This is a genomic window from Pedobacter frigidisoli, assembly GCF_032678525.1.
GTDB classification, from domain to species: Bacteria; Bacteroidota; Bacteroidia; order Sphingobacteriales; family Sphingobacteriaceae; genus Pedobacter; species Pedobacter frigidisoli_A.
The window spans coordinates 1-22,841 of the sequence record NZ_JAVTSE010000004.1 but is presented as its reverse complement, the minus strand read 5'-3'; the positions used below and the strand labels follow the sequence as shown (position 1 = coordinate 22,841).

Annotated in this window: 17 protein-coding genes, 2 tRNA genes and 1 riboswitch; of the genes, 4 read left to right on the top strand and 15 right to left on the bottom strand. The window is 40.5% G+C overall.

What is annotated here, in order from left to right; all coding sequences use genetic code 11:
* Positions 1-3: 3 nt before the first annotated feature.
* The 6 genes from R2Q80_RS11985 to R2Q80_RS11960 all read right to left on the bottom strand — a co-directional run bounded on the left by R2Q80_RS11985 (position 4) and on the right by R2Q80_RS11960 (position 9,715).
* Positions 4-963 carry a D-glycerate dehydrogenase gene (locus R2Q80_RS11985; protein WP_316799846.1) on the bottom strand — a complete coding sequence of 320 codons (960 nt, stop codon included), beginning with the start codon at positions 961-963 and terminating at the stop codon, positions 4-6.
* Between the two features lie 72 nt (positions 964-1,035).
* Positions 1,036-1,833 carry a DUF4249 domain-containing protein gene (locus tag R2Q80_RS11980; protein WP_316799845.1) on the bottom strand — a complete coding sequence of 266 codons (798 nt, stop codon included), beginning with the start codon at positions 1,831-1,833 and terminating at the stop codon, positions 1,036-1,038.
* 3 nt (positions 1,834-1,836) lie between these two features.
* A complete protein-coding gene (locus R2Q80_RS11975) occupies positions 1,837-4,161 on the bottom strand; it encodes a TonB-dependent receptor (RefSeq protein WP_316799844.1) in 2,325 nt (774 codons plus the stop codon).
* Positions 4,162-4,295: 134 nt separating this feature from the next.
* Positions 4,296-4,955 carry a GDSL-type esterase/lipase family protein gene (locus R2Q80_RS11970; RefSeq protein WP_316799843.1) on the bottom strand — a complete coding sequence of 220 codons (660 nt, stop codon included), beginning with the start codon at positions 4,953-4,955 and terminating at the stop codon, positions 4,296-4,298.
* A gap of 142 nt (positions 4,956-5,097) precedes the next feature.
* On the bottom strand, positions 5,098-6,531 hold the full coding sequence (locus R2Q80_RS11965; RefSeq protein ID WP_316799842.1) for a SusD/RagB family nutrient-binding outer membrane lipoprotein: 1,434 nt from the start codon (positions 6,529-6,531) through the stop codon (positions 5,098-5,100).
* Between the two features lie 10 nt (positions 6,532-6,541).
* A complete protein-coding gene (locus tag R2Q80_RS11960) occupies positions 6,542-9,715 on the bottom strand; it encodes a SusC/RagA family TonB-linked outer membrane protein (protein WP_316799841.1) in 3,174 nt (1,057 codons plus the stop codon).
* A gap of 349 nt (positions 9,716-10,064) precedes the next feature.
* Positions 10,065-10,169: riboswitch (SAM riboswitch) on the bottom strand.
* A 133-nt stretch (positions 10,170-10,302) separates the two neighbouring features.
* On the opposite strand from R2Q80_RS11960, the gene R2Q80_RS11955 reads away from it, so the two are divergent.
* Both R2Q80_RS11955 and R2Q80_RS11950 read left to right on the top strand, forming a co-directional pair.
* Positions 10,303-11,568, top strand: a complete 1,266-nt coding sequence (locus tag R2Q80_RS11955) for a TlpA disulfide reductase family protein (RefSeq protein WP_316799840.1) — start codon at positions 10,303-10,305, stop codon at positions 11,566-11,568.
* 118 nt (positions 11,569-11,686) lie between these two features.
* The gene (locus tag R2Q80_RS11950) at positions 11,687-12,736 is read left to right on the top strand and encodes a glycoside hydrolase family 43 protein (RefSeq protein ID WP_316799839.1); all 1,050 of its coding nucleotides are present in this window, start codon (positions 11,687-11,689) and stop codon (positions 12,734-12,736) included.
* A gap of 111 nt (positions 12,737-12,847) precedes the next feature.
* Here the strand turns inward: R2Q80_RS11950 and R2Q80_RS11945 are convergent, their stop codons facing one another.
* From R2Q80_RS11945 to R2Q80_RS11935, 3 genes are all read right to left on the bottom strand, one after another.
* Entirely contained in the window at positions 12,848-15,298 is a 2,451-nt protein-coding gene (locus R2Q80_RS11945; RefSeq protein WP_316799838.1) for an outer membrane beta-barrel family protein, read from the bottom strand.
* A gap of 83 nt (positions 15,299-15,381) precedes the next feature.
* Positions 15,382-17,001 (bottom strand): PspC domain-containing protein, encoded by a 1,620-nt coding sequence (locus R2Q80_RS11940; protein ID WP_316799837.1) that lies wholly within the window; start codon positions 16,999-17,001, stop codon positions 15,382-15,384.
* 12 nt (positions 17,002-17,013) lie between these two features.
* Positions 17,014-17,349 (bottom strand): PadR family transcriptional regulator, encoded by a 336-nt coding sequence (locus R2Q80_RS11935; RefSeq protein ID WP_047798814.1) that lies wholly within the window; start codon positions 17,347-17,349, stop codon positions 17,014-17,016.
* Between the two features lie 276 nt (positions 17,350-17,625).
* Here R2Q80_RS11935 and R2Q80_RS11930 point away from each other — a divergent pair, with 276 nt between their 5' ends.
* Both R2Q80_RS11930 and R2Q80_RS11925 read left to right on the top strand, forming a co-directional pair.
* Positions 17,626-19,080, top strand: a complete 1,455-nt coding sequence (locus tag R2Q80_RS11930) for an amino acid permease (RefSeq protein ID WP_316799836.1) — start codon at positions 17,626-17,628, stop codon at positions 19,078-19,080.
* Between the two features lie 204 nt (positions 19,081-19,284).
* The gene (locus R2Q80_RS11925; protein ID WP_316799835.1) at positions 19,285-19,452 is read left to right on the top strand and encodes a hypothetical protein; all 168 of its coding nucleotides are present in this window, start codon (positions 19,285-19,287) and stop codon (positions 19,450-19,452) included.
* Between the two features lie 13 nt (positions 19,453-19,465).
* Here R2Q80_RS11925 and R2Q80_RS11920 read toward each other — a convergent pair whose 3' ends face one another.
* The 6 genes from R2Q80_RS11920 to R2Q80_RS11895 form a co-directional block, all read right to left on the bottom strand.
* On the bottom strand, positions 19,466-20,362 hold the full coding sequence (locus tag R2Q80_RS11920; RefSeq protein WP_316799834.1) for an NAD(P)/FAD-dependent oxidoreductase: 897 nt from the start codon (positions 20,360-20,362) through the stop codon (positions 19,466-19,468).
* A 69-nt stretch (positions 20,363-20,431) separates the two neighbouring features.
* Positions 20,432-21,058, bottom strand: a complete 627-nt coding sequence (locus R2Q80_RS11915) for a class I SAM-dependent methyltransferase (protein ID WP_316799833.1) — start codon at positions 21,056-21,058, stop codon at positions 20,432-20,434.
* 81 nt (positions 21,059-21,139) lie between these two features.
* Positions 21,140-22,051 carry a UbiA family prenyltransferase gene (locus R2Q80_RS11910; RefSeq protein WP_316799832.1) on the bottom strand — a complete coding sequence of 304 codons (912 nt, stop codon included), beginning with the start codon at positions 22,049-22,051 and terminating at the stop codon, positions 21,140-21,142.
* A gap of 119 nt (positions 22,052-22,170) precedes the next feature.
* Positions 22,171-22,461: a GIY-YIG nuclease family protein gene (locus R2Q80_RS11905; protein ID WP_316799831.1), complete on the bottom strand. Its 291-nt coding sequence runs from the start codon at positions 22,459-22,461 to the stop codon at positions 22,171-22,173.
* A gap of 61 nt (positions 22,462-22,522) precedes the next feature.
* Positions 22,523-22,597: transfer RNA gene (locus R2Q80_RS11900), tRNA-Val, on the bottom strand.
* A gap of 140 nt (positions 22,598-22,737) precedes the next feature.
* Positions 22,738-22,812 (bottom strand) — tRNA-Val (locus R2Q80_RS11895).
* Positions 22,813-22,841: the final 29 nt, after the last annotated feature.

Genomic DNA, 22,841 nt, shown 5'->3' with positions numbered 1-22,841 from the left:
GTATCAATAAACCGGATAAGGCAAATCTTCTCCCTTTAATCCAGCAATAATATTTTCACCAATTAACCTCGACATTGCTGCACGTGTTTCTTCTGTAGCGGAGCCAATGTGCGGGAGAACAGCCACGTTTTCCATACTTAACAGAGGATTATGATGTTTCATAGGTTCGGGATTCGTTACGTCTAAGCCAGCACCCCAAATCAGCTTATCTCGTAAAGCCTGGATAAGATCATCCTCATTATGAATGCCACCCCGTGCGGTATTAATAAATATGGCATTGGGCTTCATTTGTTTAAAAACATCAATGGTAAACTTACCTTTTGTTTCGCTGGTTAGCGCTGTATGAACAGACAGTACATCGCTTTGTGCCAGTAACTCTTCAAAAGAAACATAGGTGGCATTTAATTCCTGCTCAGCGGCTTCATTTCTTGATCTGTTATGGTAAATCACTTTCATCCCATAGGCAGCAGCACATTTTTTGGCCAGCTCAATACCAATTTTCCCCATACCAAAAACACCAAGTGTTTTACCGGTCACTTCTATTCCAAGCTCAGGTGTCGGCTCATAGTTTTTCCATTCGCCGTTGATGATTTTTTTGTGGAGATAAAAGGCTTTGCGGGATACGGCCAGCATTAACAGAAAAGCGGTATCTGCGGTGGCGGCACTGAGCACCCCGGGAGTATTCCCGATTTTTATATCCAGCTTTTTAGCTTCCGCTACATCCACCTGATCGAACCCTACGGAATGTAGTGCAATTACTTTCAGGTGCTTGCAGGCATTTAAAAACGCAGCATTGATTTTATTAGGACCAACACTGATGAGCGCATCCTGACCTTTACAGGCCTCAATCAGTTCTTCAGCGCTAATTTGCCGTTCCTCTTTCCATTGTGTAAAAGAGATGTTATTTTCTTCCAGTGCCTGCAGTGCATCTGAAGCGATATTGCCACTTATAAATACATTCATGAGTTATTAACGGCTAAGCCTGAATTCTGTTTTTTAAGACCATCATTTTATCGCCTTATTTCTTTGGCATGACTATTTTACGGTGGCAGTAATTTTCTGATAGGTATTGACACTAAAATAGCCTAATGCATCATTTGAGATATTCGAGGTTGGATTGGCCGGTGTGGTGCCCTGATTCGGCCCCCTGCCCGACTGTGAACTCAGTGCATACCAATAATCAAATACATTGGAATCAATGCCTTCCATTTCTACAGCCACTTTGTCTCCGCTTAACAGGTCTTCATCCTCATCATCCTCTGCATTAAAATACAACTGAATCCGCAATTTATTCCCATTAGTAAGCCTGTCGTTGCTCACATATATACGATTGGAATTGATGCCGTTTCTATTGAGTGTAAAGCGGTAAAAATTGGTTTCATTAGCCGGATCTACCAGATAGGCAGCGGTGGTTCTTCGTTCATTTCCAAAAAATGTATTGCTGATAATGCCAATCGAGTCCATCCTGACCAGGTTTGGCATTTTTGAACTTGCCGTATAGGTTTGACCTTCAGCAACAATGTTCATGGTGTAAGTGACGCCATAAATACCCCGCATTCTGTTGGTATATACACCTGCAGCGGTTTCCCTGAACACGTAATTGTTTCCCCGGCTATCTGAAACACTTACCGTTGCCCCTGATACTGTTGGATAAATACTCGCATCAGTATAGCCTACTGTTTTAGTGATCCTGATCTGCTGGTCAATCAGCCTGTCATTAATTTTAGCTTCAATTACAATCTGTGGAGGAGCGTTTTCGGTATCGATGCTTATTATCTTCTTACAAGAAGAAAAGCAAACTACCATGCATAAGATAAATATAAGTTGTTTCATGGCTTAAAATTTAAAATTCCAGGTTACCGAGGGGATCATTCCAAACAATGATGTTTGTTCTGCTACAGTTTTAGACGGGTTGGCCGGATCATTAATAAACTCAATTGAATATGGGTTTTTGCGGCCAAGCGCATTGTAAACGCCAAACGTCCAGCTGGATTGATATTTCCCTTTATTCCTACCTTCTAAAGTTGCACTTAAATCCAGACGCATGGTATAAGGCATTCTGCCGGCATTGCGCTGTGTATAATAATACATGGTTTGACCGCTGATGGTGTATTTTCCTGCCGGAAAAGTGACTGCGTTGCCGGTGCTGTAAATGAAACTTGAGGAGAAAGTCCACCTTCTATTCATGTTGTAGATACCAACCACTGAAACATCATGCGTACGATCTTGCCTCGACGGAAAATAATTCCCATTATTTAGCTCGGCAAACTTGCGTTCTGTTCTGGATAAGGTATAACCAATCCAGCCATTTAGCTTTCCGGTTTTCTTTTTAAAAAACAATTCCAAGCCATATGCCCTTCCCACACCATAAAGCAATTCAGATTCTACATTACTGTTGGCCAGTAACTGGGCTGCGTTTTTATAGTCGATCTGATTTTGCAGCCACTTATAGTAAATCTCTCCGGAAAACTCATAGTTATTCTCTTCCAGGTTTTTGAAGTAACCCAGGGCTACCTGGTCGGCAATTTCTGGCTTGATATTATTGCTGCTCAGCACATACTGATCGGTTGGAGAACTCGATGTAGCATTGGTTAAAATGTGGATATTTTGTGTATTCCGGTTATAAGATGCCTTAATTGAATTTTGCTCATTGAATAAATAACTTACCGAAAAACGCGGTTCGAGATTCAGGTAATTTTTGTAAAACTTACCGCTGGCTACATTTCGAGTGGATGTAACATTGCCAGATGCATCATATGTACTAAAATTACCCGGTCCCATCAGAGAGAAAGCAGCCAGCCTAAGGCCGTAAAGAAAGTTGAGGTTTTCAGTAACCGCCCATTCATCAGAAACATAAGCTGCAGATTCCAATCCATACCTTTTCTCCTGCGTAAGCGGATTAACCTGCGATTCCTGCGAAGTAGTAATATCAATGGGCGATATGCGATGCTGGGTTACATTGAGGCCAAACCTCAATGTGTGTTTATTGCTGAAGTATTGAAAGTCTTCTTTTAAATTGAAATCGCGTACCAGAGAAGTTGCTTTAAAGTTGGTCGCATCATTAAGCAGTTGAACGGTATAGTTGTAGTTATTGTAAATTAAAGATGTGTTGGAAAACAGGCGGCTATTGAAGATGTGGTTTAACCTGAAAGTAGTGGTTACATTTCCCCAGTTGTTTTCGAAAAGATCTTTTACGCCGATGTTATCTTTCCCGAAATAGCCGGAAATGTAAATCGTATTCTTGTCGTCGATTTTATAATTTGCTTTGGCATTGATGTCATAAAAATTCAATGTACTCCCATTGATGGAAGAATCGGGCGAAGCCCGCAGGAAAAGATCGATATAGGTACGCCTGAAACTCACCATAAAAGAACCTTTGTCTTTTACAATCGGTCCTTCAGCTTTTAAACGTGATGCAATTAAGCCTATTCCACCCTGAAACTTAAATTCCTTATTGTTTCCATCGTCCATTTTAACATCTAAAACGGAAGATAAACGGCCACCATATTGAGCAGGCATTCCGCCTTTATATAAGCTTACATCCTTGATGGCATCTGCATTGAAAGTGGAAAAGAAGCCCAGAAGGTGAGAAGAATTGTAAACTACCGCTTCATCCAGCAAAATAAGATTCTGATCTGCTGCACCGCCGCGTACATAGAATCCGGTATTGCCTTCTCCTCCGGATTTGACACCTGGAAGCAACTGAATGGTTTTAAGGACATCCTTTTCACCCAATAAAACCGGAATACTATTCAAAGACTGCATATCAACTTTCTCCAGTCCCATTTGTGCACTCTTTACATTCTCGTTTCTGCGGTTATTGGCGCTAACAGTTACTTCGGCTAAATCATTGGCTGCTTTGAGTTCTTCGTTTATCTTCAGGTTTTTGTTCAAGACAATCGTTTTAACCTGGTTTGCGTATCCGGTATAACTGATGGTGAGGGTGTAGGTTCCTTCGGACTGAGTAAGTGCAAAGTAACCATAGGCATTGGTAAGGGTTGCCGCTGAGGATGGACCGGTTATGCGTACCGTTGCACCAATAAGGGTTTCGCCGGAGCTGGCATCACGAATGGTTCCACTGAGGGTAAATTTGTTTTGGGCAAAAACAGAAATGTTGAAAGCAAAAATGAAAATTATGGCTAAGCTGTATCTGATGGGCATACTTATCTATCTTATTTTGAAGATGGAAGCCAAATGTACAAAAACAAGCTTAGCTTTATCTGGGTTTATCAGATAAATATCGGGCGGGAGAACAAATGCATAATCGCATTACCGTCTGCACAATATGCATGGCTTTACTTCACCAGGTATTTCTCTATGGCCTTTTTCCAGATAGCATAACCCTGTGCATTCATGTGTAACATATCATCGAGGAATAACTCTCTCCGCATTTCGCCTGTTTTTGATAACATTAAAGGATAAATGTTTACAAATTTGGTATTTGCTTCTTTGGCAAAGAATTTCTGAAGAAGGGCATTTGAAGCTTCTGCCTTTGCTTTAAACTTTTCCCTGCTGGGGCTGGGTTTAATAGAAATGTATACGATTGGAGTAGCTGGTAATTTGGCCCGGATGGCCTGGTATAACCGGACTGTTCGGTTTAAGACGGTATCGGGAGTAACTGTATCATTCGGAAGGTCGTTTTCACCAACATACAGCACAATTTGTCTGGGTTGATATGGAAACACCACATCGTTTAAATAGTAGGTGATATCGTTAATAACTGCACCGCCAATGCCCCGGTTTAAAGCATTGTATTTTGCAAAAGTCTGGGTGAGATCATCCCATTTTCTAATAGACGAGCTTCCTACAAACAATACCGGATGAGCGGGTGCTTTATACATCTGATCATATTTCTTAATCACCTGTACGTCATCCCAGAAAGGCGCTTTCTTTTGTGCAAATGTGCTTAGTACTAAAAATTGAAATATAATAAGGGTAAAAACTGATTTCCTCATGGCTCGTATTAAAATTGATAAATGGCCTGCAAGTTACCATTATCTCCATTTTTACCCTCAACCAAACGAATTTATTACAAGCTCCGTTTTAAATTTAAAACAGGGCGGAAATGTTCCTCAAACCGCCCTGTTTAAAATAAAGTTAGTATTGGTCAAACCACAACTTTGTAGTTAATAGATCTGCACCCTGATTGGCAACAGCATTTTTATAGCTTTGCCCGTTTAAGGATTGTTCGGTACCGGGATAAATAAAACGCACTGGAATTTGTCCGTTTAGTACCGTATTAACAGATGCCGTTAACTGGGGATAATCCAATCTGCGTCTTTCTGCCCAGGCTTCTAAACCCTGCCCGAAAAGTGCAAGCCATTTTTGTTCACCGATCGACTTCTTGTAATTGCTTGCATCGTACTGAACAGCACTTTGGCCGGCATAAGCTGTAGCTGCAGCATCACTGATACCGAACTGTTTGAGTGAGGCGATCACTGCCTGTTTGTATAAATTAGCAGCATTCTCTGTGGTTAATCCTCTTGCAGCGGCCTCAGCCCTATCGAACAGCAACTCAGCATAGCTAAAAAATACAGCCGGAGATTGAGGTGCGAGAAAATAAGTACCTGGTTTTGATGTTTTCGCAAAACCTAGGTTACTGGCTTCCGAATTGGTGAGGCCGTTAGGCAAACCAATGTATTCTTCGGGTGTTGCAGTTTGTGTTTTGCTGGCATAAATGGGCAAACGCGGATCATTGAGACTGAAAAGCTTATCCACTATCGTTTTACTGATTCTGTAATCATCTCTGGTATCGAACTGCGCACTCACCGGATTTTGCTGAGGCGAAATGGAGTATATCAACTGGGCAATTTCACTGTTATCAGCAATAAACAAATCGCCATCAGCCTTTATTTCATCCAATATTTGTTTCGCTTTCGCAGGCTCCCTGTCTGCAATACGCAATGCGATCCTCAAACGCAATGAATTGGCCAGCTTTTTCCACTTGTTGATATCGCCGCTGTATATAATATCGCCGGCAATGCTTTTACCTGAAACATCAAGTGCATTTTTTGCTGATTTCAAATCATCAAGCAAACCGTAGTAAACGTCTTTTTGCTTGTCGTATGCAGGGGTGATAAACTGACTAAGTTTACCAGCCTGGGTATATGGGATATCCCCATAAGCATCAGTAAGCAATAGGAATGACCAGGATCTTAACGTCAGTGCTACACCCCTGTAATTGGAATTACCAGTTGTATTTCCTATTTCTATGATTTTATTTAAACTGGTAATGGTTGTTGCATACAAGGTCGACCAAAGGGAGGTGAAGCTGCTGTTAGAATAAATGAAGCGATCTTCTTCCGTGTACTGCACCTTGGCCCAATGCTGCACAAACAACAGACTGGAATTCATGTTATTTGTTGTTCCCCAGTATGCGTCAGCCCCATTTTTTATTGCTCCGGTAAGCAGGTAATCGGGTTGAGCGTTTTCTGTGGCATTGGGGTTTGTATTCACATCATCGAGCTCTTTATTGCACGAAGAAAATGAAATTGCTGTTAAAGCCAGTATATATAGGATATTCTTTTTCATGACAGGATAATTAAAATTTGATGTTCAGGTTGATACCGTAAGTACGGGTTGTTGGGTTAGATAAACTTTCCAAACCTTGTCCGTTACCCGTATTAAATGCCACCTCCGGATCGATATCCGTTACATTTCGGTGCAGTATAGCCAGGTTTCTTCCAACTAAAGCGACAGAAACACCTTGCAGGCTCAATGGACGAAGCCATTTCGCAGGCAGGTTATAGGTAAGTTTAATTTCACGAAGCTTTACGTATGATGCGTCGAAAATATTGGCTTCATCAATGGTCCTGAACGATTTGTAATAAGTTTGAGCCGGAAGTATTTTTTCATTTTTCTTTCCGTCAGCAGTAACACCATCGAAGATGATTCCATCATCGTAAACCGTTACACCTGCAGGTGCAGCAGTCCCTGCTGCCAGCCTAACGGTTCCATTGGCTTTAAGGTTGCCAGGATAGTAGTAGGAAATCCCGCCAAATTCTGCTGCCCTTCCTGGCAAGGTAGAAGCAAGTACACCAGTGTAAGTTCCGGTTGCATAGGTACCGTTATAAATTGATCCCCCAAAACTGGCATCGATTAATACGCCCAAACTAAAGCCCTTATAGCTGAAGGTATTCGAAATTCCCCCGATCCAGTCTGGAGTGTACTTACCTAAAACCTTTTTAGTTGGATCGGTTTGCGGTGCGCCCGTGGCATTTACCACAATATTTCCGTTTCCATCTCTCAGGAAAGCATTACCAAACAGTGCACCATACGGCTGACCTACGGCAGCGATAACCTGAGCAGAGTTTGTTGCCACAACATAGGTTTGCAACAACCCGCTTTGATCAAGTTCGATGACCTTACTTCTGTTTGCAGCGTAATTTACATCAATGTCCCAGGTAAAAGCTTTCTTCACTGGCGTTATCCCCAACTGTACCTCTATCCCTTTGTTATTAATCTTTCCTGCGTTAAGTAATTTAGATCTGAAGCCGGTACTTGCACTTACATCTACACTTAAAATCTGGTTGAAACTGTTACTGTTATATACGCCTAAATCAAAGCGCAGGCGTTTGTTGAATAATACCGCCTCTAAGCCAAGCTCTGATGAAGAAGTCGTTTCTGGCTTTAAATTTGGATTTAAATCCGTTGAGGAAGGGATGAGCTGAGGACTGGTACCAAAGGGCGCGTTAAAGGAATAAGTATTGATCAATTGATAAGGCGATGCATCTTTACCTACTTTCGACCATCCCCCGCGGATTTTGGCGTAGTCCAATAAGTCACTTTTAATGTCAAAGGCTTCAGTTAACAATAAACTTCCGTTGAATGAAGGATAAAAGTAAGACCTGTTTTGTGTTGGCAGTGTAGAAGACCAATCATTTCTTGCCGTTGCGTTAACAAATAGATAGTTTCTGAAAGCAATCTGGGCAGATCCATAAATGCCATAGGTTTTAAAATCTGTGTAGTTGTTTGATGAGGTAAGCGGATCACGCGAGTTGGACAGGGTGTATAAACCAGCTACCGCCAGCCTGGGGGCACTCTGATCATTCTGTTCGGTAAATCTGGACCGGATATTGGTTCCTAAAAGGGTCTCAATGCTGAAATCATCATTTAGTTTCTTATCATAACTGAGGGTAGCATCCGTATTGCTTTCACTAACCGTGTATGCGCTTTCTGTATAAGATCCGAAGGGCGTGCCATTTGTACCGTAAGCAATTTTAACTTTACGGCGATCGTTATAATAATCTGTTCCAGAACGGAAGTTAAAATTCAAACCATCTATAATGGCATATTTTAAGCCCACACTTCCGATAATTCTATTTCTACGTTGTGATACGGTATTCTCGTAGGCAACCCAATAAGGGTTACTATAATAGCTATTGTTCCAGTTGAATGTATTTCCATTTTCATCCAGGTAATTTTTCAGTCGGTTAATATCAACCTGCCTGCCGAACCAGGTAAACTGCAACATGGTACTGGTTGATCGTGAGCCTCCGGTTCCTGGCAAATTATCTGCATTCAACATATTGTAATTTACATTTCCGGTAAGGCTAAGTTTCGGTGTGATGTTTAGGGTAGTATTCAACGTTAGTGAGTTTTTGCCTTGCCCTGAATTCGGAATTACACCAACCTGCTTCAGGTTATTGTAAGACAGGCGATAGTTAAATTTCTCACTTGCATCTTCTACAGCAATACCATTTGAAAGCGAATAACCGGTTTCAAAGAAATCGCGAACATTGTCTGGATGCGCTTCGAAGGGTACGGCTACCCCCTTAGAGAAAAACTGAGGAATCAGCCGGCCATCCATTCTCGGTCCCCAACTCTCATCTACTCCGTCATTGATCCCTGCGCCTTTACCATCAACATAACTGAACCTACCCTCTGACCCTTGTCCGAAAACATCCTGATACTTAGGTAAGGTTAACAACGTTTCGATTACTGCATTTGAATTGAAAGTAACGCCCAGTCCTTTTTTCGATTTCCCGGTTTTTGTTTTAATAATAATCACTCCCGCCGCAGCCCGCGACCCGTATAATGCCGCAGCATTGGGCCCCTTTAACACACTGATCGACTCAATATCATTGGAGTTGATATCAGAAATGGTATTGGCATAATCCCTCGCGCCGGCACCGCTTAACTGTGAATTATCCACCGGGATGCCATCAACTACAAACAATGGCTGGTTATTTCCTGAGATGGAAGTTTCCCCCCGGATAACTACTCTGGAAGAACCCATATCGCCCTGGCTGTTGGTGATCCTGACGCCTGCTACTTTTCCCGCCAGCGCATTTACAAGATTACTTTCCCGGGCTTCAGTAAGGCTCTGCCCCTTTAGCTCCTGAACGGCATAACCCAGAGATTTTTTCTCACGGGATATACCCAGGGCAGTGACCACTACCTCATCCAGCGCGTTACTGCTTTCAGTTAAAATAATTGCTAAGTTTTTTGTATTCCCGGTGACTTCAATCTCTTTGGTATCAAAGCCAATGTAAGAGATTAACAATATACTTTTCGGATTTGCTGAAATCGTAAACGATCCGTTGTTATTGGTAGTAGCCGCTTCTTTGGTTCCTTTTACCACAACTGATACCCCAGGCAACGTTTCACCTGAAGCACTTTTTACAATACCCGAAACCGTGATATTTTGTGCACGGGAGATTTGGGAAAGCAGTAGCAAAAAAAGTATTACAGACAGCTTAATTTTCTTGAACATAAATAAGATAGGATTAATGATTAGTTTAAAAATTGTCAAAATCCGGGCAAAGCAATTCCACTTCGCTTTTTGGCGAATTTTAACACAATAATAAATGACATTTAATTTGAGACAGGAAACGCTGATTACGTTTCTTTTTTAGCGTCTCAGCAACCGCCGCTACACATTCGCGATAGCTTTAGGTATTTAAAGTGGATAATTTGAATTGGTGCTTGCTCGTTGGTTTTTTTCATCTGTTTCCTTTTTATTGTGATTAATACCCCTCAACATTGCAATACCGCCAAATGAAAAAGCACTTCCTTAAATCAGAAGTGCTACAATATATTATCATACATATTTGCAATCAACTGACTTAACTACCCCAAAAACTTTGGGATGGAATTAGCACCTTTTCCAGCTACGGCGGGTTGCTAAGGTTTCACAGGGCCATTCCCTCCACCTTTCTTGATAAGTATTTTAAAATAACTGGCGCAAAGATAGTACAATAATTGAATAGACTATAAAATCCCTAGAATTTATTTAAAAAATTTCTTCTTAGCTTTTGAGATCGTTACCTTTGCCCTGAATCCTTAGATTCAGCCACGATTATGAATATTAAAACTGTTGTATTTCTATCCTTATCTCTTTTATTGTCAGCAAGCCTTATAAAGGCACAAACCAATGTAGAAAAGGATGCTACGAGTGTTAAAACAAATACTTTTTCATTATCAGGCAAATGGAGGGGCGTTTTTAAGATTAAGCCTGATGTAGAGATCCCTTTTAATTTTGAGATTAGTTCAAAAAATGGTGGTCCTGCCCATCTTGTATTTTTAAATGCCGACGAGCATTTTGAAGGAGGTGTTGTAACACAGACCGGAGACTCTGTTTTGGTTAAATTAAACCAGTTTGATAACGAATTTGCCTTCAAACTGAAAGGCGATTCGCTGAGCGGAGTGTTGAGAAAACAAGATCGTACAGGGAAACCTATGGTCTTAGTGGCCAGAAAGGGTGAGAATTATCGTTTTAAAACAGATGGGAAACCTGCCTCGGGCGATTTCTCCGGAACTTACGATGTGACATTTAAATCCCCAAACGGCGATCTGGAAAAAGTTGTAGGCCTGTTTAAGCAGCAAGGCAATAAAATTACCGGAACATTTCTGCGCATCACCGGCGATTCGCGTTACCTGGAAGGTGTAGTAGATGGCGATCAGTTTTACTTATCCAGCTTTATCGGATCAAGTCCCTCATTTTACAAAGGTACTTTCACCAAAGAGGGCAGCATCAATGGGGAGATTGTTACTGCACGCGGCAATGTAGCCTTTAACGGGATAAAAAATGAAAATGCTGCTTTACCCGATGCCACCAAACTCACATTTTTGAAAGACGGTTACAAAACCCTTAATTTCTCTTTGCCGGATGTGAATGGAAAGAAAATATCGTTAACTGACGAAAAGTTTAAAAATAAGGTGGTGATTTTAACGATAACAGGCACCTGGTGTCCCAACTGTGTTGATGAGGCAACTTTCCTTGCTCCCTGGTACAAAGCTAACCGCAAACGTGGTGTTGAAATTGTAGGCATTCACTATGAAAGACAACTGGATTCGGCATATGTACGTACAGCCTTAAGCCGGTTTCGGGAAAAATTTGGAATAGAATATGATCAGGTTGTTGGCGGCAAACCGGATAAACAGCTTGTTGCAGAATCTTTGCCTGCACTAAAGAACTTTTTATCATTCCCAACTACCATCATTATCAACAAGAAAGGTGAGGTTGCTCAGATTCATACCGGATATAGCGGCCCCGCTACAGGAAAGTATTATACTGAATTTATAACAGAATTTAATAATGAAATAGATGGCCTGCTGAAGCAATAGCCTGATTAATAATGCTCATACATTCATAAAAGGCACATGAAATAATTTTTAACCAATAATCGTTAAAATGACGATTATTGGTTATTTTGGACTTCAATTTCTAACCACATAGAATCAAATGAAGTTTCAGTATAAATTAGTTTTCATCACTTCGCTACTCATTTTCTTTGCTGCCACGGCCGAGGCACAGAAAAAGCAAAAGGTTCCTGCAGAAAAAGACATGTCAGCCTATCTGATGGTCTATTTCAAAGATGACACACATGGTCTTTACATGGCGCTAAGTAAAGACGGATACAGTTTTACCGATATCAACCACTCGAAGCCCATTATTGCCGGCGATACCATTGCCGAACAAAAAGGTATACGCGATCCCTACATTTGCCGCGGGCCGGATGGCATGTTTTATCTGGCTTTAACCGACCTTCACATATATGCTCAAAAGCAAGGCTATAGAACCACGGAATGGGAACGTGATGGAAAGAAATACGGCTGGGGAAACAACAGGGGTCTGGTTTTAATGAAGTCAAAAGACCTCATCCACTGGACCCATCAGGTTTTAAGGGTTGACCACACCTTTCCTGAACTTGCAGATATTGGCTGCGCATGGGCGCCCGAGCTTATTTATGATGAATCGCAAAAGAAAATGATGATTTACTTCACCATGCGTTTTGGCAACGGAAAAGATAAAGTGTATTATTCTTACATGAATAAGGATTTTACAGGTTTAGATACTCCTCCTAAACTGTTGTTCAGTTATCCGAAGGATGTCTCCTACATCGATGCCGACATTACCAAAGTTGGCGATAAATACCATATGTTTTACGTCCCCCACGATGGAACTTCAGGGGTGAAACAGGCCGTTTCCAATACAATTAATTCAGGTTATCAATATGATGATAAATGGTACGATCCGGAGGACAAAGGTTGCGAAGCACCAACGGTGTATAAAATTATTGGTCAGCAAAAGTGGCTGCTGATTTACGATATCTATAGGATTAGCCCTCACAATTTTGGCTTCAGTGAAACAGCTGATTTTGTTAACTTCAAAAATCTCGGCCGTTTTAATGAGGGGGTTATGAAATCGACAAATTTCTCATCTCCTAAACACGGAGCCGTAATCCATTTAACTAAGAAAGAAGCTCAAAAACTTGCGGATTACTGGAAATAAAAGTGTTAATTCCGCTGGACTTGATTATGTTTAAACGGAATGATGTTATCTCTCCGTAAGCTTTTTGCCTATTCCCTCCGTTATCCCTTTTACCCTCAGATAACCATGATATCAATTCCCTCCTGCCCTGTTTTTGATATCATCGGTTGCAGTGCTTCGGGATCTGGCTGATTTCACATTCTGGTTTCCAAAGTTATAGCTGATACTGAGGTTGGCACGTCTGCTGGTATAATGGTTAACGACATTCATGTTTACATTCTGATATACCAGACTTCCTGCCCAGTAATTGGTTAAGAAAAGATCATCCATACTTAATCTCAGTTTAAGCTTTTTATCTAAAAAGGTTTTCTGCATTCCGGCATTTACCGCATATTGTGTAATGGTTGTTTTTTCTACACCAGATATCCGCGGACTATTCAACCAGAAATTAATTTCAAAAGAGAAATCCTGAGGCAAAGTAAAAGAACTTGAGCTATACACATTAAAAGCTACCTTACCCGCACTGTAAGCTGCACCTTCGAGATTCGGATCGTTAAATTTACTATAGTAAATACTGAAATTATTCTGGAAATTCCACCATTTGGCAATTTTAACAGGCACGTACACCGCGGCCGAATAATTTTGAAACCGACCAAGATTTTGACGGATGACACTGATGATACGAGTGGCATCATCCTGCTGACTGACCTGTGTAATCATATCGCGGGTATCGGCGTAATTAAGTGATAATGACATCTCCTTATAACTATAACTGATCTCATAACTGTTAGTGAACTGCGGTTTGAGATAAGGATTACCCTGATCTACTGCCAGCGGATCCATATAGAAAACAAAGGGATTCAGTTGCTGATAGTTCGGGCGGTCTACTCTTCGGCTATACGAATAACGGATGTTATGGTTTTCGCCAATTTTCTGATTCACAAAGGCGGTTGGAAAAAGCGAGAGATAATCGCGGTCAACTTCTTTATTTTCTGTGATCGAGTTGCCATTGGAGTGGGTATGCTCTGCCCTTAAACCGAGTTGTACCTGCCAGACCTTCCATTCTTTGGCCAAATTTACGTAGGCAGCATTGATATTTTCCTTGTAAACAAATCTGTTCGATTTGCCTATATCATTTTGCCAAACGCCATTGATCAGCTGCTCAGAAAGAAAATCGTTATGGGTAACGACGTAGCTGCTTTTTAATCCGGTTTCAATTTTAACTGTTTTTGATAAGGGTAATGTTAAATCTGTTTTAGCAGCGTAAACATTGATCTGTGCATCTGTATTATTCCTTAAATTGGTTTGATTGGTCAAAGCCCCTCCACCATTTAAATAACTGGCTAAAAAGTATTCGTCTTTCTTGTTTCCAAAACCGGAATAATCCACGTCGAAGGTTAAACTTTTACCCTTTTTATCAAAATCATGCTTGATGTTAAAGTTGGCTGTAATATTACTTACCGGCGAAGTTGAATTGGCATCCTGAAGAATCGAACTTAGGTTAGCTATCCCGTTCTGAACGGCATTGATATTGGTATTACTGAAGTTAGTAAGTTTAGTACTCAGTGTGTTGGCATCAACCATTACCCCAAATACCGTTTTTTCTGATGCGTAGTAATCAGCGCCTAATTTGCCTTGAAAACCAGTTCCCTTATTTTTACGATCAAAATTCTGGGTGAGCAGACTGGCTATACCATTTGAGGATGTTGTCCTGTCCAGATAGGTGTTATTAAATGTTGATTTTGTAGCTACAGCACCATTTCCAAAAACATTCCATTTTCCTTCGCGATGATTAAGGTTAACATTTATCCCAACCCGGTATAAATCTTTGGGTGAATTGGGCATGAAAGCTTGTCCGGTATTTAGAGAAGCCGTGCCATTAGTCCCATAGGCTTTATTCCTTTTAAGCTTAATATTAATGATTCCTGCGTTTCCTGCTGCATCATATTTTGAAGATGGATTGGTAATGAGTTCAATCGTAGAAATCTGTTCTGCACTCATGTTACTGAGCAGGGCAGTTACATCGGCGCCCGATAGGAAGTTTGTCTTACCATCAATCATCACTAATACCCCGGATTTGTTATTCAGCTTGATCTGATCACTTTGACGGTCGATCTGCACACCTGGAGCCTTTTCCAAAACCTCCAATGCCGTTCCCCCTGACGCGGTGATGCTGTTTTCGACATTCAAAACTGTTTTATCGATCTGGTGCTCGATAAATGGTTTCTTTCCGGAAACATTTACTTGATTTAACTGCCTGGTTAAACTTTCGATCGCAATGGCGGGTAACTCTACATCTTCACCCAGCAAAAACGGATTGGTAGTTTTTCGTTTAAAGCCAACTATTGAAACTGAGATCATGTAATTACCCTCTTTTAACTGAGTAAATTCGAAACGACCATCGATGTTGGAAGATATTCGCTTCACCAGACTGGTATCAGGGATTTTATGCAGACTTACTACTGCAAATGGCACGCCAGCGGACTTTTCATCGATAATTTTCCCCGATAGGTGATGTAATTTTTGGGCAAAGGAAATCCCACATGCCATCAGGCATGCCATAAGCATTAGCAATTTTTTCATGGTCTGGTAGGTGTGGTTTAAACTAATGGGTGGCAATCGTCCCGGTTCGATAATCTGCGAATCGGGACGATATTTAAAACATGTTATTGGTTTTCTGTATTCTGTTCAGGGTGGTCTAAATCATACTTACATTTCAAACCTTCTTCGGTCATGATCCAAACGCTATAATTATTGTGGTCATCTTCGTGATCATTACAACTCCAGGCCCAATAGTTATTAATATACCTGTAAGCATCTTCTTTTAAAATAAGCTTTGTGCCCACCGGAATTTCGAAGATTAAGGTTACTTCCTGATTTCTCCAGATGGTACCCTTTCTCAGTTCAAATCGTGGGTTGAATACAAAAAGCGAATCTTTTAAATCATATGTATAGTTTATGTTTTGTGCGTTCTGAAGTGCTGTTGGAAAGTTTTTCCCCTGCGATTCGTATTTTTTAATTAATCGCGCTGTACCCGTTTCGCTTTTTTCAATGTTAATTCTGATGTTGTTAGGCGATATAAAAGGGCCGTTTTCAAAATCATCAGTTACGATTTGGTTGCGGTTACCACTGGTAATGTGGTAGGAGACACTATCTTCATGACTGAAATACTTACTTTTATCTATATCGATGACATAAGTAGGCGTAATTTTCAGATCAACAGTTTCGGTTAATTCTGCATGTTGCTTAAACTCAGAAGAAATTCTGGCCGCATGATAACAAGCAGTTGCCACTCCGGCCAGCCATACAATCAGTAATGCAAAAGAAAGTGTTTTGTTAATGGCCTGTTTATTAAAAGCCACTCTTATTGAGAAGAGAACAAGTGCCAGTATCGGGATAAACATCACAATAAATGCAGAAAACAGGATTACCCCTCTGTTGCTCTCATCGATAATGGAGAAGGGAAAATATTCGTAGATGCTGGAATCCAGGAAACCTTGAAAAGCAGCAACACCAATAATTAAACCAAGCAAAAAGAGTATTCCGAAGAGGATGATGAATCCTGCAATAACCTTGAAAATTACCTTTCCGGTTCCGGATATGAACCGGCCCAGCCACTCGAAAAACTCACCGATAAAAATTCCTATTCTGGCAAAGATAGAACCGGTGTGGTTTCCTGCGTAAGACATTCCACGTTTAATCGCTTCCAATTCTTCATCCAGGTTTCGCTGAAATCCTTCGAGGTTAGCTCTCTCACCCTTCATCTCCATTTTTTCAACCCGTGATTTGGCCTTAGGCATAATGATCCACAGAATTACATAAAGTAATGCTCCTGTTCCGGCCATAAAGGCAAGCAGGAGCATGGCCAGTCTGATCCATCTTGCTTCAGTATTGATATAATGTGCAATACCTGAACTAACGCCAGCCACTACACGATCATCCATATCACGGTACAATTTCTTTTCTGTGTATTGGTGCTGGTAATTACTTTCCTGAACAGGCTCTTCCTCTGCATCTTCGGCAGCATCAAAATCTCTGACTTTTCCCATTTGAGCAATAACAGAATTCACATCTGCAGAGTCAACTACCTGTTTCTTCTGGGCTTCCAGCTGTTCTGTTAGTAATTCGGCAATCCTGTTCTCAATGTCGGTTACGATTTCGAGATCGTCGGCATGATTGGCAAAATATTGCTTTACCTCATTTAAGTAGGCTTTTAAGAGTTCGTAGGCACTTTCCTCAATATGAATGATGGTGTTTCCTATATTTATGATGATGGTCTTTTCCATTTCGTTTACTGATTATGAGCTGGCTCCGGTTTGCGATACACCCACAGCATAAGCCAGTTCCTGCCAGGTTTGATCTAATTTTGATAATATTTCTCTGCCTTCTTCTGTTAAGACATAATATTTGCGTGGTGGGCCTGAGGTAGATTCTACCCAGTTATAGCTTAACAAACCATTGTTCTTAAGCCTGGTTAATAATGGATATAGTGTACCCTCAACAATTAATAATTTCGCCGCACGTAATTCGGCAATAATATCTGAGGCATAAATTTCTCCTCTCGAAATGATTGATAAAACACAGTATTCCAGAATTCCCTTCCGCATTTGCGTTTGCGTATTTTCTGCTATCATAATACAAAGATATATGTTTTATAATGTACTATGCAATACATAGTACTATATAAAACATATAATATCTATTAAATTACTGATTTACAGTTATTTAATTTTATTATAAAATTTAAGTTTGTAATTAATGTAGTCATTAAAGGCAAATCCTAGCCATTTAATCTGATTTCGGTCGTCTAAATCAGGATTGTTTTTGCAAGGTTAACTCACAACCACAAACATATAAATACGATAGATTTAATATATTTTGATAATTTTGCACGGTCATAACTTATTTTCATGAAAAAATCTATAGCCAGCATTGTTGCAGAGGCAAATCAAAGTGGCGAAGGGACACTAAAAAGAACATTAGGGCCGATAAACCTCATTTTAATAGGCGTAGGATTAACACTTGGCGCGGGTTTGTTCTCTATTACGGGTTTAGCGGCAGCCAACCATTCTGGCCCGGCGGTAACGCTTTCATTTGTAATTGCTGCCCTCGGTTGTGGTTTTGCAGCCCTATGTTATGCCGAATTCGCATCCATGATCCCCGTTGCTGGAAGTGCCTACACTTATTCTTACGCCACAATGGGTGAGCTATTTGCTTGGATAATTGGTTGGGATTTAGTATTGGAATATTCGGTTGGATGTGCAACTGTCGCCATTAGCTGGTCGCAATATTTGACAAAATTTCTGGGAAGCCTCGGAATTTACCTACCTCCACAACTTACTTTATCTCCTTTTGAAACAGGGAAACTTGCTGATGGATCAGTTGTTCATGGCATGATTAACATTCCCGCGGCTTTAGTTGTGGTATTAATGACAGCAATATTGATTCGCGGAACCAAAGGATCGGCCATTGTAAACGGCATCATTGTTTTCCTAAAGGTTGGCGTAGTACTGGTATTTATCGCGTTAGGCTGGAAATACATTAATCCTGCAAACTACCATCCTTATATCCCTGAAAATACGGGTACCTTCGGTCAGTTTGGTTGGAGCGGTGTTTTGCGTGGTGCCGGACTGGTATTCTTTGTGTTTATAGGTTTCGATGCGGTAGCCGCTTCAGCCCAGGAAACAAAAAACCCAGCCCGCGATTTACCCATCGGCATTATTGGATCGCTTTTGGTTTGCACAGTTTTATTTGGCTTGTTTGGCCATGTGATGACGGGTTTAGCCAACTATAAAGAATTTGCAAACAGTGGGGCACCAGTAGCAATTGCAATAGAAAAAACACCCTACGGCTGGCTGAGTCAGGCAATTATCCTGGCTATTCTGATCGGCTACACATCAGTGATCTTGATTGATTTGATGGCGCAGTCGAGAATGTTTTATTCCATCAGTAAAGATGGGCTGCTGCCAAAAATGTTCTCTGATGTGCACAGTAAATTTAAAACCCCTTGGAAATCGAACATCATCCTTTGCATTTTCATAGGCCTTTTTGCAGCATTTGTGCCGATGAATGTTGTCGGAGAGATGACAAGCATTGGAACCCTTCTTGCCTTCTTGATGGTTTGTGCAGGAATTCTGATTTTAAGAAAAACCAATCCAGATGCAAAACGCCCGTTCAGGGTTCCTTTTGTTCCATTAATTCCCATTCTGGGTATTTTAACCTGCATTGCCATGATGGTTTTTCTGCCCTGGGAGACCTGGTTAAGATTAGCAGTATGGCTGATTATTGGCTTAGCCATCTACTTTGGATACGGCAGGAAAAACAGCAAATTGAATCTTAACCCTAAGGAACAAACTGTCGACTAACATACTCATACATAAAAAGATAGTACATTAATATGTTCGAATAAATATACATCTGTAAAACCGGTTGGGATAGTTAACGGGTTTTATAACCATATAAATATCAAATAATTAACAAAAAAATATAAGTTATCCACATTTAAACAAATCCTGAGCGCTTTGGCTCAGGATTTGTTTTGTGAAAAGTAACCTATAAAAACTTTTCACATGATTATTAAACTGGATATATCTGCAATCAGACTGGTAAGACCAAAGGCAGAAGTAACAACAAAAAAAGCAGTAACTCCTTTAACCAGAGAGCAGTGGATAACGGCAGATAGAATTGTAATGGCAACGATGTTTATCGCAACAATTGCAGCGGCAATAGTATTCTAATTGCTGTGATCGATCAAAAATCTTCTGTAGTCAATTCCTTATTGATCATTACTCCGGCAAGCGTACCTGATGCCGCGGTTACAGACAGTGTTCTCATGAGCGTGGTGCAATCTCCTGCCGCATAAATACCCTCAACATTAGTCCTTTGTTGCTCATCTACGTTAATTGTATTCAAGTTAGTTATAGAAAGTCCTAACTGGTTTTCGAAATCAAGATGCTGCATAATTTCTCCTCTGGCGTAAACTGCCTTTAATATCAACCTTTTATTATCCCTGAAGACTACACTCTCCAACATACCGTTTTCATGCTCAAAGGCTACTATCTCATCTTCAATAATCGAGATTGACCTGGATCTTAATCTTTCTGTCTGCTCAACCGTTAACTGAGATTTTCCATTCGTGAGCAGTGTCAGGTCCTTATTCCAGTTCCAGAGTGTTCGGGCCATTTCAAAAGCATGGTCGCCGTTCATGAACAAACCTATTTTCTCATCTCGAAATTCATAACCATGGCAATACGGACAATGAATGACAGATATGGCCCAGCAATCTGCAAGACCTTTGATATCAGGCAAAACATCCTTCAAACCTGTGGCAATAAGCAGCTTGCGAGCGTGGAAATGTATGCCATTTTCTAGATTCACAGAGAAATGATTACCTTCTTTGCTCGTCTTAATCACGGTGGCTTCGACCATTTTAACTGTAGGGTACTTCAAAACATCCGATTTAGCTTTCCCAGAAATTTGTGCTGGTGATTCACCATCGTGAGTTAAAAAGTTATGAGAATGCGGCGTTTGTCTGTTACAGGGTTTGCCCGCATCAATAACAAGAACATTCCGTCTTGCCCGGCCAAGCGCCAGTGCCGCCGATAAACCAGCATAACTGCCGCCAATGATAATTACATCAAAATCCATATCATTTTTTTTTGATGTAAAAATCATAAACTAAACAAACAAATGCAATTATATTGCATTATATAATTGTCATTTTTGATAAATGGTGGCCCTGATAAACTTTCCGTAATAAAATTGATCTTCAAAAATGATATAGTTGGCCTCAAGAAAAAAGGCTGACATATCAATCAGTTTATTAGCTTCTACCTGGCTGATTATGTTAAAAAAGGTATACATTACCTTGAGGAAAATTTTCTTCCACCAGATGCCTTGCTTTTTCTGGAGACTGAAATCGACCATAAACCAAAAGCCGCCATTTATTAATTGTTGATGTAGTTTATTAAAAACAATCTCCGCTCGTTGCGGAGAAAAGTTATCAAAGAGAAATGGGGTAATGATTACATCGAAAACATGATCTGTAATATATACTTCTATTGCCGAGTGGATAAAATCGACCTTATTTAGCCCGCAATTTCTTTTTTTTGAAAGTGCAAGCATTGCTGATGAGATTTCGACATATAGGATGTGTAGTCCAGAGGGATGTATCTTAGCTATTTCTTCCAGGATCCAGCCAGTCCCTCCTCCGGCAATAAGTACTGTTGAATTTTTTGGAATTTGTTTCAACTGGCTGATCTGTGCATTGACTTGTGACCGGGAAAATACCAAACGACTCAAAAAATCGTATCGGGAAGCTATCTTACTATAATCATTTAACAAAGCTGAAAGTTTTAATGGTCAGGAATATGATGTTCTCTCTAAGTTAATGAATACCATGCGTTTTTGCGGGCTGAAAGCAAATCATTGCACAAACTGCATTCCAATGATGCCACAAACTGCCTTAAATAATATTAGGCCATCAATAACCATCAGATAGTAAAGAATATTCTGGCGTTTGTGCATGGAATAAGCGATATAAATGGTAGCTACAAATGGCAGTACGTTACACAATACCTGCGGAACTCCGAAACCTTTATAACTGGCGAAAACCCCTAAAGAAACCAAACCAATAATCAATAAAGGGATCAGTATGTTGAATATGGTTTTACGTAATCCATAGCGCACAACAAATGTACGCAGGTGTTTATTGGCATCAGTGGGATAATCTTTAATGTCGAATATAATTGCATTTACAGTGCAAAACATCCAATTTTTAATAAACAACCAGGTCCACAAAACCGAGTCGTGATAATTTATACCCGTCTCGATTTTCAGCATAATGAGGGGCAATACATTAGCGCAGCAAGCCCATACAAAGCCGATTACAAAAGCTTTAAACCAGCCTGTATTTCGAAGATTAATATTCAGAAATGAGCGTGGGAGTAAACCATAGTAGAGTACAGCCGCAATAAAAATCACTGCAATAGCTATCCAATAAAGCAACGGCAAATTCAGGATGTGATAAAAATTATGATACAAAAGGCTTACCCCCAGCATGGCACACACAACAGATAAAACGACCTGGCTTAAACCGATCATCTTCTGATGTTCATAATACCACTGTGTTCTTGGGTTTGTTGTAGATGGCTGGGTAGAAACCTTGCTGTAAGCATATGTATAGTAAATGGTTGGCGCCAGGAATAACAGCAGGAAATAGTTGACAGAATTGAAGGGCAGACGTAACTGAATGGTAGCTTCTAAAGTTAGTGCAACAGCCAGTATGCCCACAAAGTAGTTCCCAAAGAAGATGAAGCGGATAATCTTACTGATCATGTTAACTCAACAATTCCGCACCAATTTCGGGTTTAAAATTTAAATATAGGCGTAAAATATTTTTTAACAAAAAAGCCTCCCAGTTTCCTGAAAGGCTTAGTGTGGGAAATGATCCCGATTCAATCGGGACGCCCCTCCCGACTGTTAACGTCGGGATGCTCTGAACCAGCTGAGCTAATTAATCTTTCTATAAGCTTTCTGCTCTTCCAGCCTTTAATTTGTTTTTCTTTGAGCAAAGCGCCGCTGTGTTCTACGAATTGCTCAGACCAAACAATTCTCCAATCTCCAGTATGTCCTGTAAAACCTGAATGATTAGTATTATGCGTTTTTAGCCTCCCAATTAAATCAGAGGTGGATCCAACATAATATTTATCACGAACGGAGGAATATAAGATATAAGTATAGAACATACCTAAAGATAAAAAAAGCCCCAAAACAAAAAAGCCTCCCAGTTTCCTGAAAGGTTTAGTGTGGGAAATGAGGGGTTCGAACCCCCGACCCCCTCGGTGTAAACGAGGTGCTCTGAACCAGCTGAGCTAATTTCCCATTATTTCAATTCGTCAGTTTTTTAAGTTCCCCCGACCCTCCCGACTGTTAACGTCGGGATGCTCTGAACCAGCTGAGCTAATTTCCCCTTTTGTATTAAAAGGTCTTTATAAAAATCTTTCAAATCCTTGAAAGCAATGTGGGAAATGAGGGGTTCGAACCCCCGACCCCCTCGGTGTAAACGAGGTGCTCTGAACCAGCTGAGCTAATTTCCCTTTATTTCAATATGTCAGCTTTTTAAGTT

Bases quoted from the DNA above. Each gene is read 5' to 3' on its own strand.
- R2Q80_RS11985 (WP_316799846.1), bottom strand. From the start codon at position 963: ATGAATGTATTTATAAGTGGCAATATCGCTTCAGATGCACTGCAGGCA.
- R2Q80_RS11980 (WP_316799845.1), bottom strand. From the start codon at position 1,833: ATGAAACAACTTATATTTATCTTATGCATGGTAGTTTGCTTTTCTTCT.
- R2Q80_RS11975 (WP_316799844.1), bottom strand. From the start codon at position 4,161: ATGCCCATCAGATACAGCTTAGCCATAATTTTCATTTTTGCTTTCAAC.
- R2Q80_RS11970 (WP_316799843.1), bottom strand. From the start codon at position 4,955: ATGAGGAAATCAGTTTTTACCCTTATTATATTTCAATTTTTAGTACTA.
- R2Q80_RS11965 (WP_316799842.1), bottom strand. From the start codon at position 6,531: ATGAAAAAGAATATCCTATATATACTGGCTTTAACAGCAATTTCATTT.
- R2Q80_RS11960 (WP_316799841.1), bottom strand. From the start codon at position 9,715: ATGTTCAAGAAAATTAAGCTGTCTGTAATACTTTTTTTGCTACTGCTT.
- R2Q80_RS11955 (WP_316799840.1), top strand. From the start codon at position 10,303: ATGAATATTAAAACTGTTGTATTTCTATCCTTATCTCTTTTATTGTCA.
- R2Q80_RS11950 (WP_316799839.1), top strand. From the start codon at position 11,687: ATGAAGTTTCAGTATAAATTAGTTTTCATCACTTCGCTACTCATTTTC.
- R2Q80_RS11945 (WP_316799838.1), bottom strand. From the start codon at position 15,298: ATGAAAAAATTGCTAATGCTTATGGCATGCCTGATGGCATGTGGGATT.
- R2Q80_RS11940 (WP_316799837.1), bottom strand. From the start codon at position 17,001: ATGGAAAAGACCATCATCATAAATATAGGAAACACCATCATTCATATT.
- R2Q80_RS11935 (WP_047798814.1), bottom strand. From the start codon at position 17,349: ATGATAGCAGAAAATACGCAAACGCAAATGCGGAAGGGAATTCTGGAA.
- R2Q80_RS11930 (WP_316799836.1), top strand. From the start codon at position 17,626: ATGAAAAAATCTATAGCCAGCATTGTTGCAGAGGCAAATCAAAGTGGC.
- R2Q80_RS11925 (WP_316799835.1), top strand. From the start codon at position 19,285: ATGATTATTAAACTGGATATATCTGCAATCAGACTGGTAAGACCAAAG.
- R2Q80_RS11920 (WP_316799834.1), bottom strand. From the start codon at position 20,362: ATGGATTTTGATGTAATTATCATTGGCGGCAGTTATGCTGGTTTATCG.
- R2Q80_RS11910 (WP_316799832.1), bottom strand. From the start codon at position 22,051: ATGATCAGTAAGATTATCCGCTTCATCTTCTTTGGGAACTACTTTGTG.
- R2Q80_RS11905 (WP_316799831.1), bottom strand. From the start codon at position 22,461: ATGTTCTATACTTATATCTTATATTCCTCCGTTCGTGATAAATATTAT.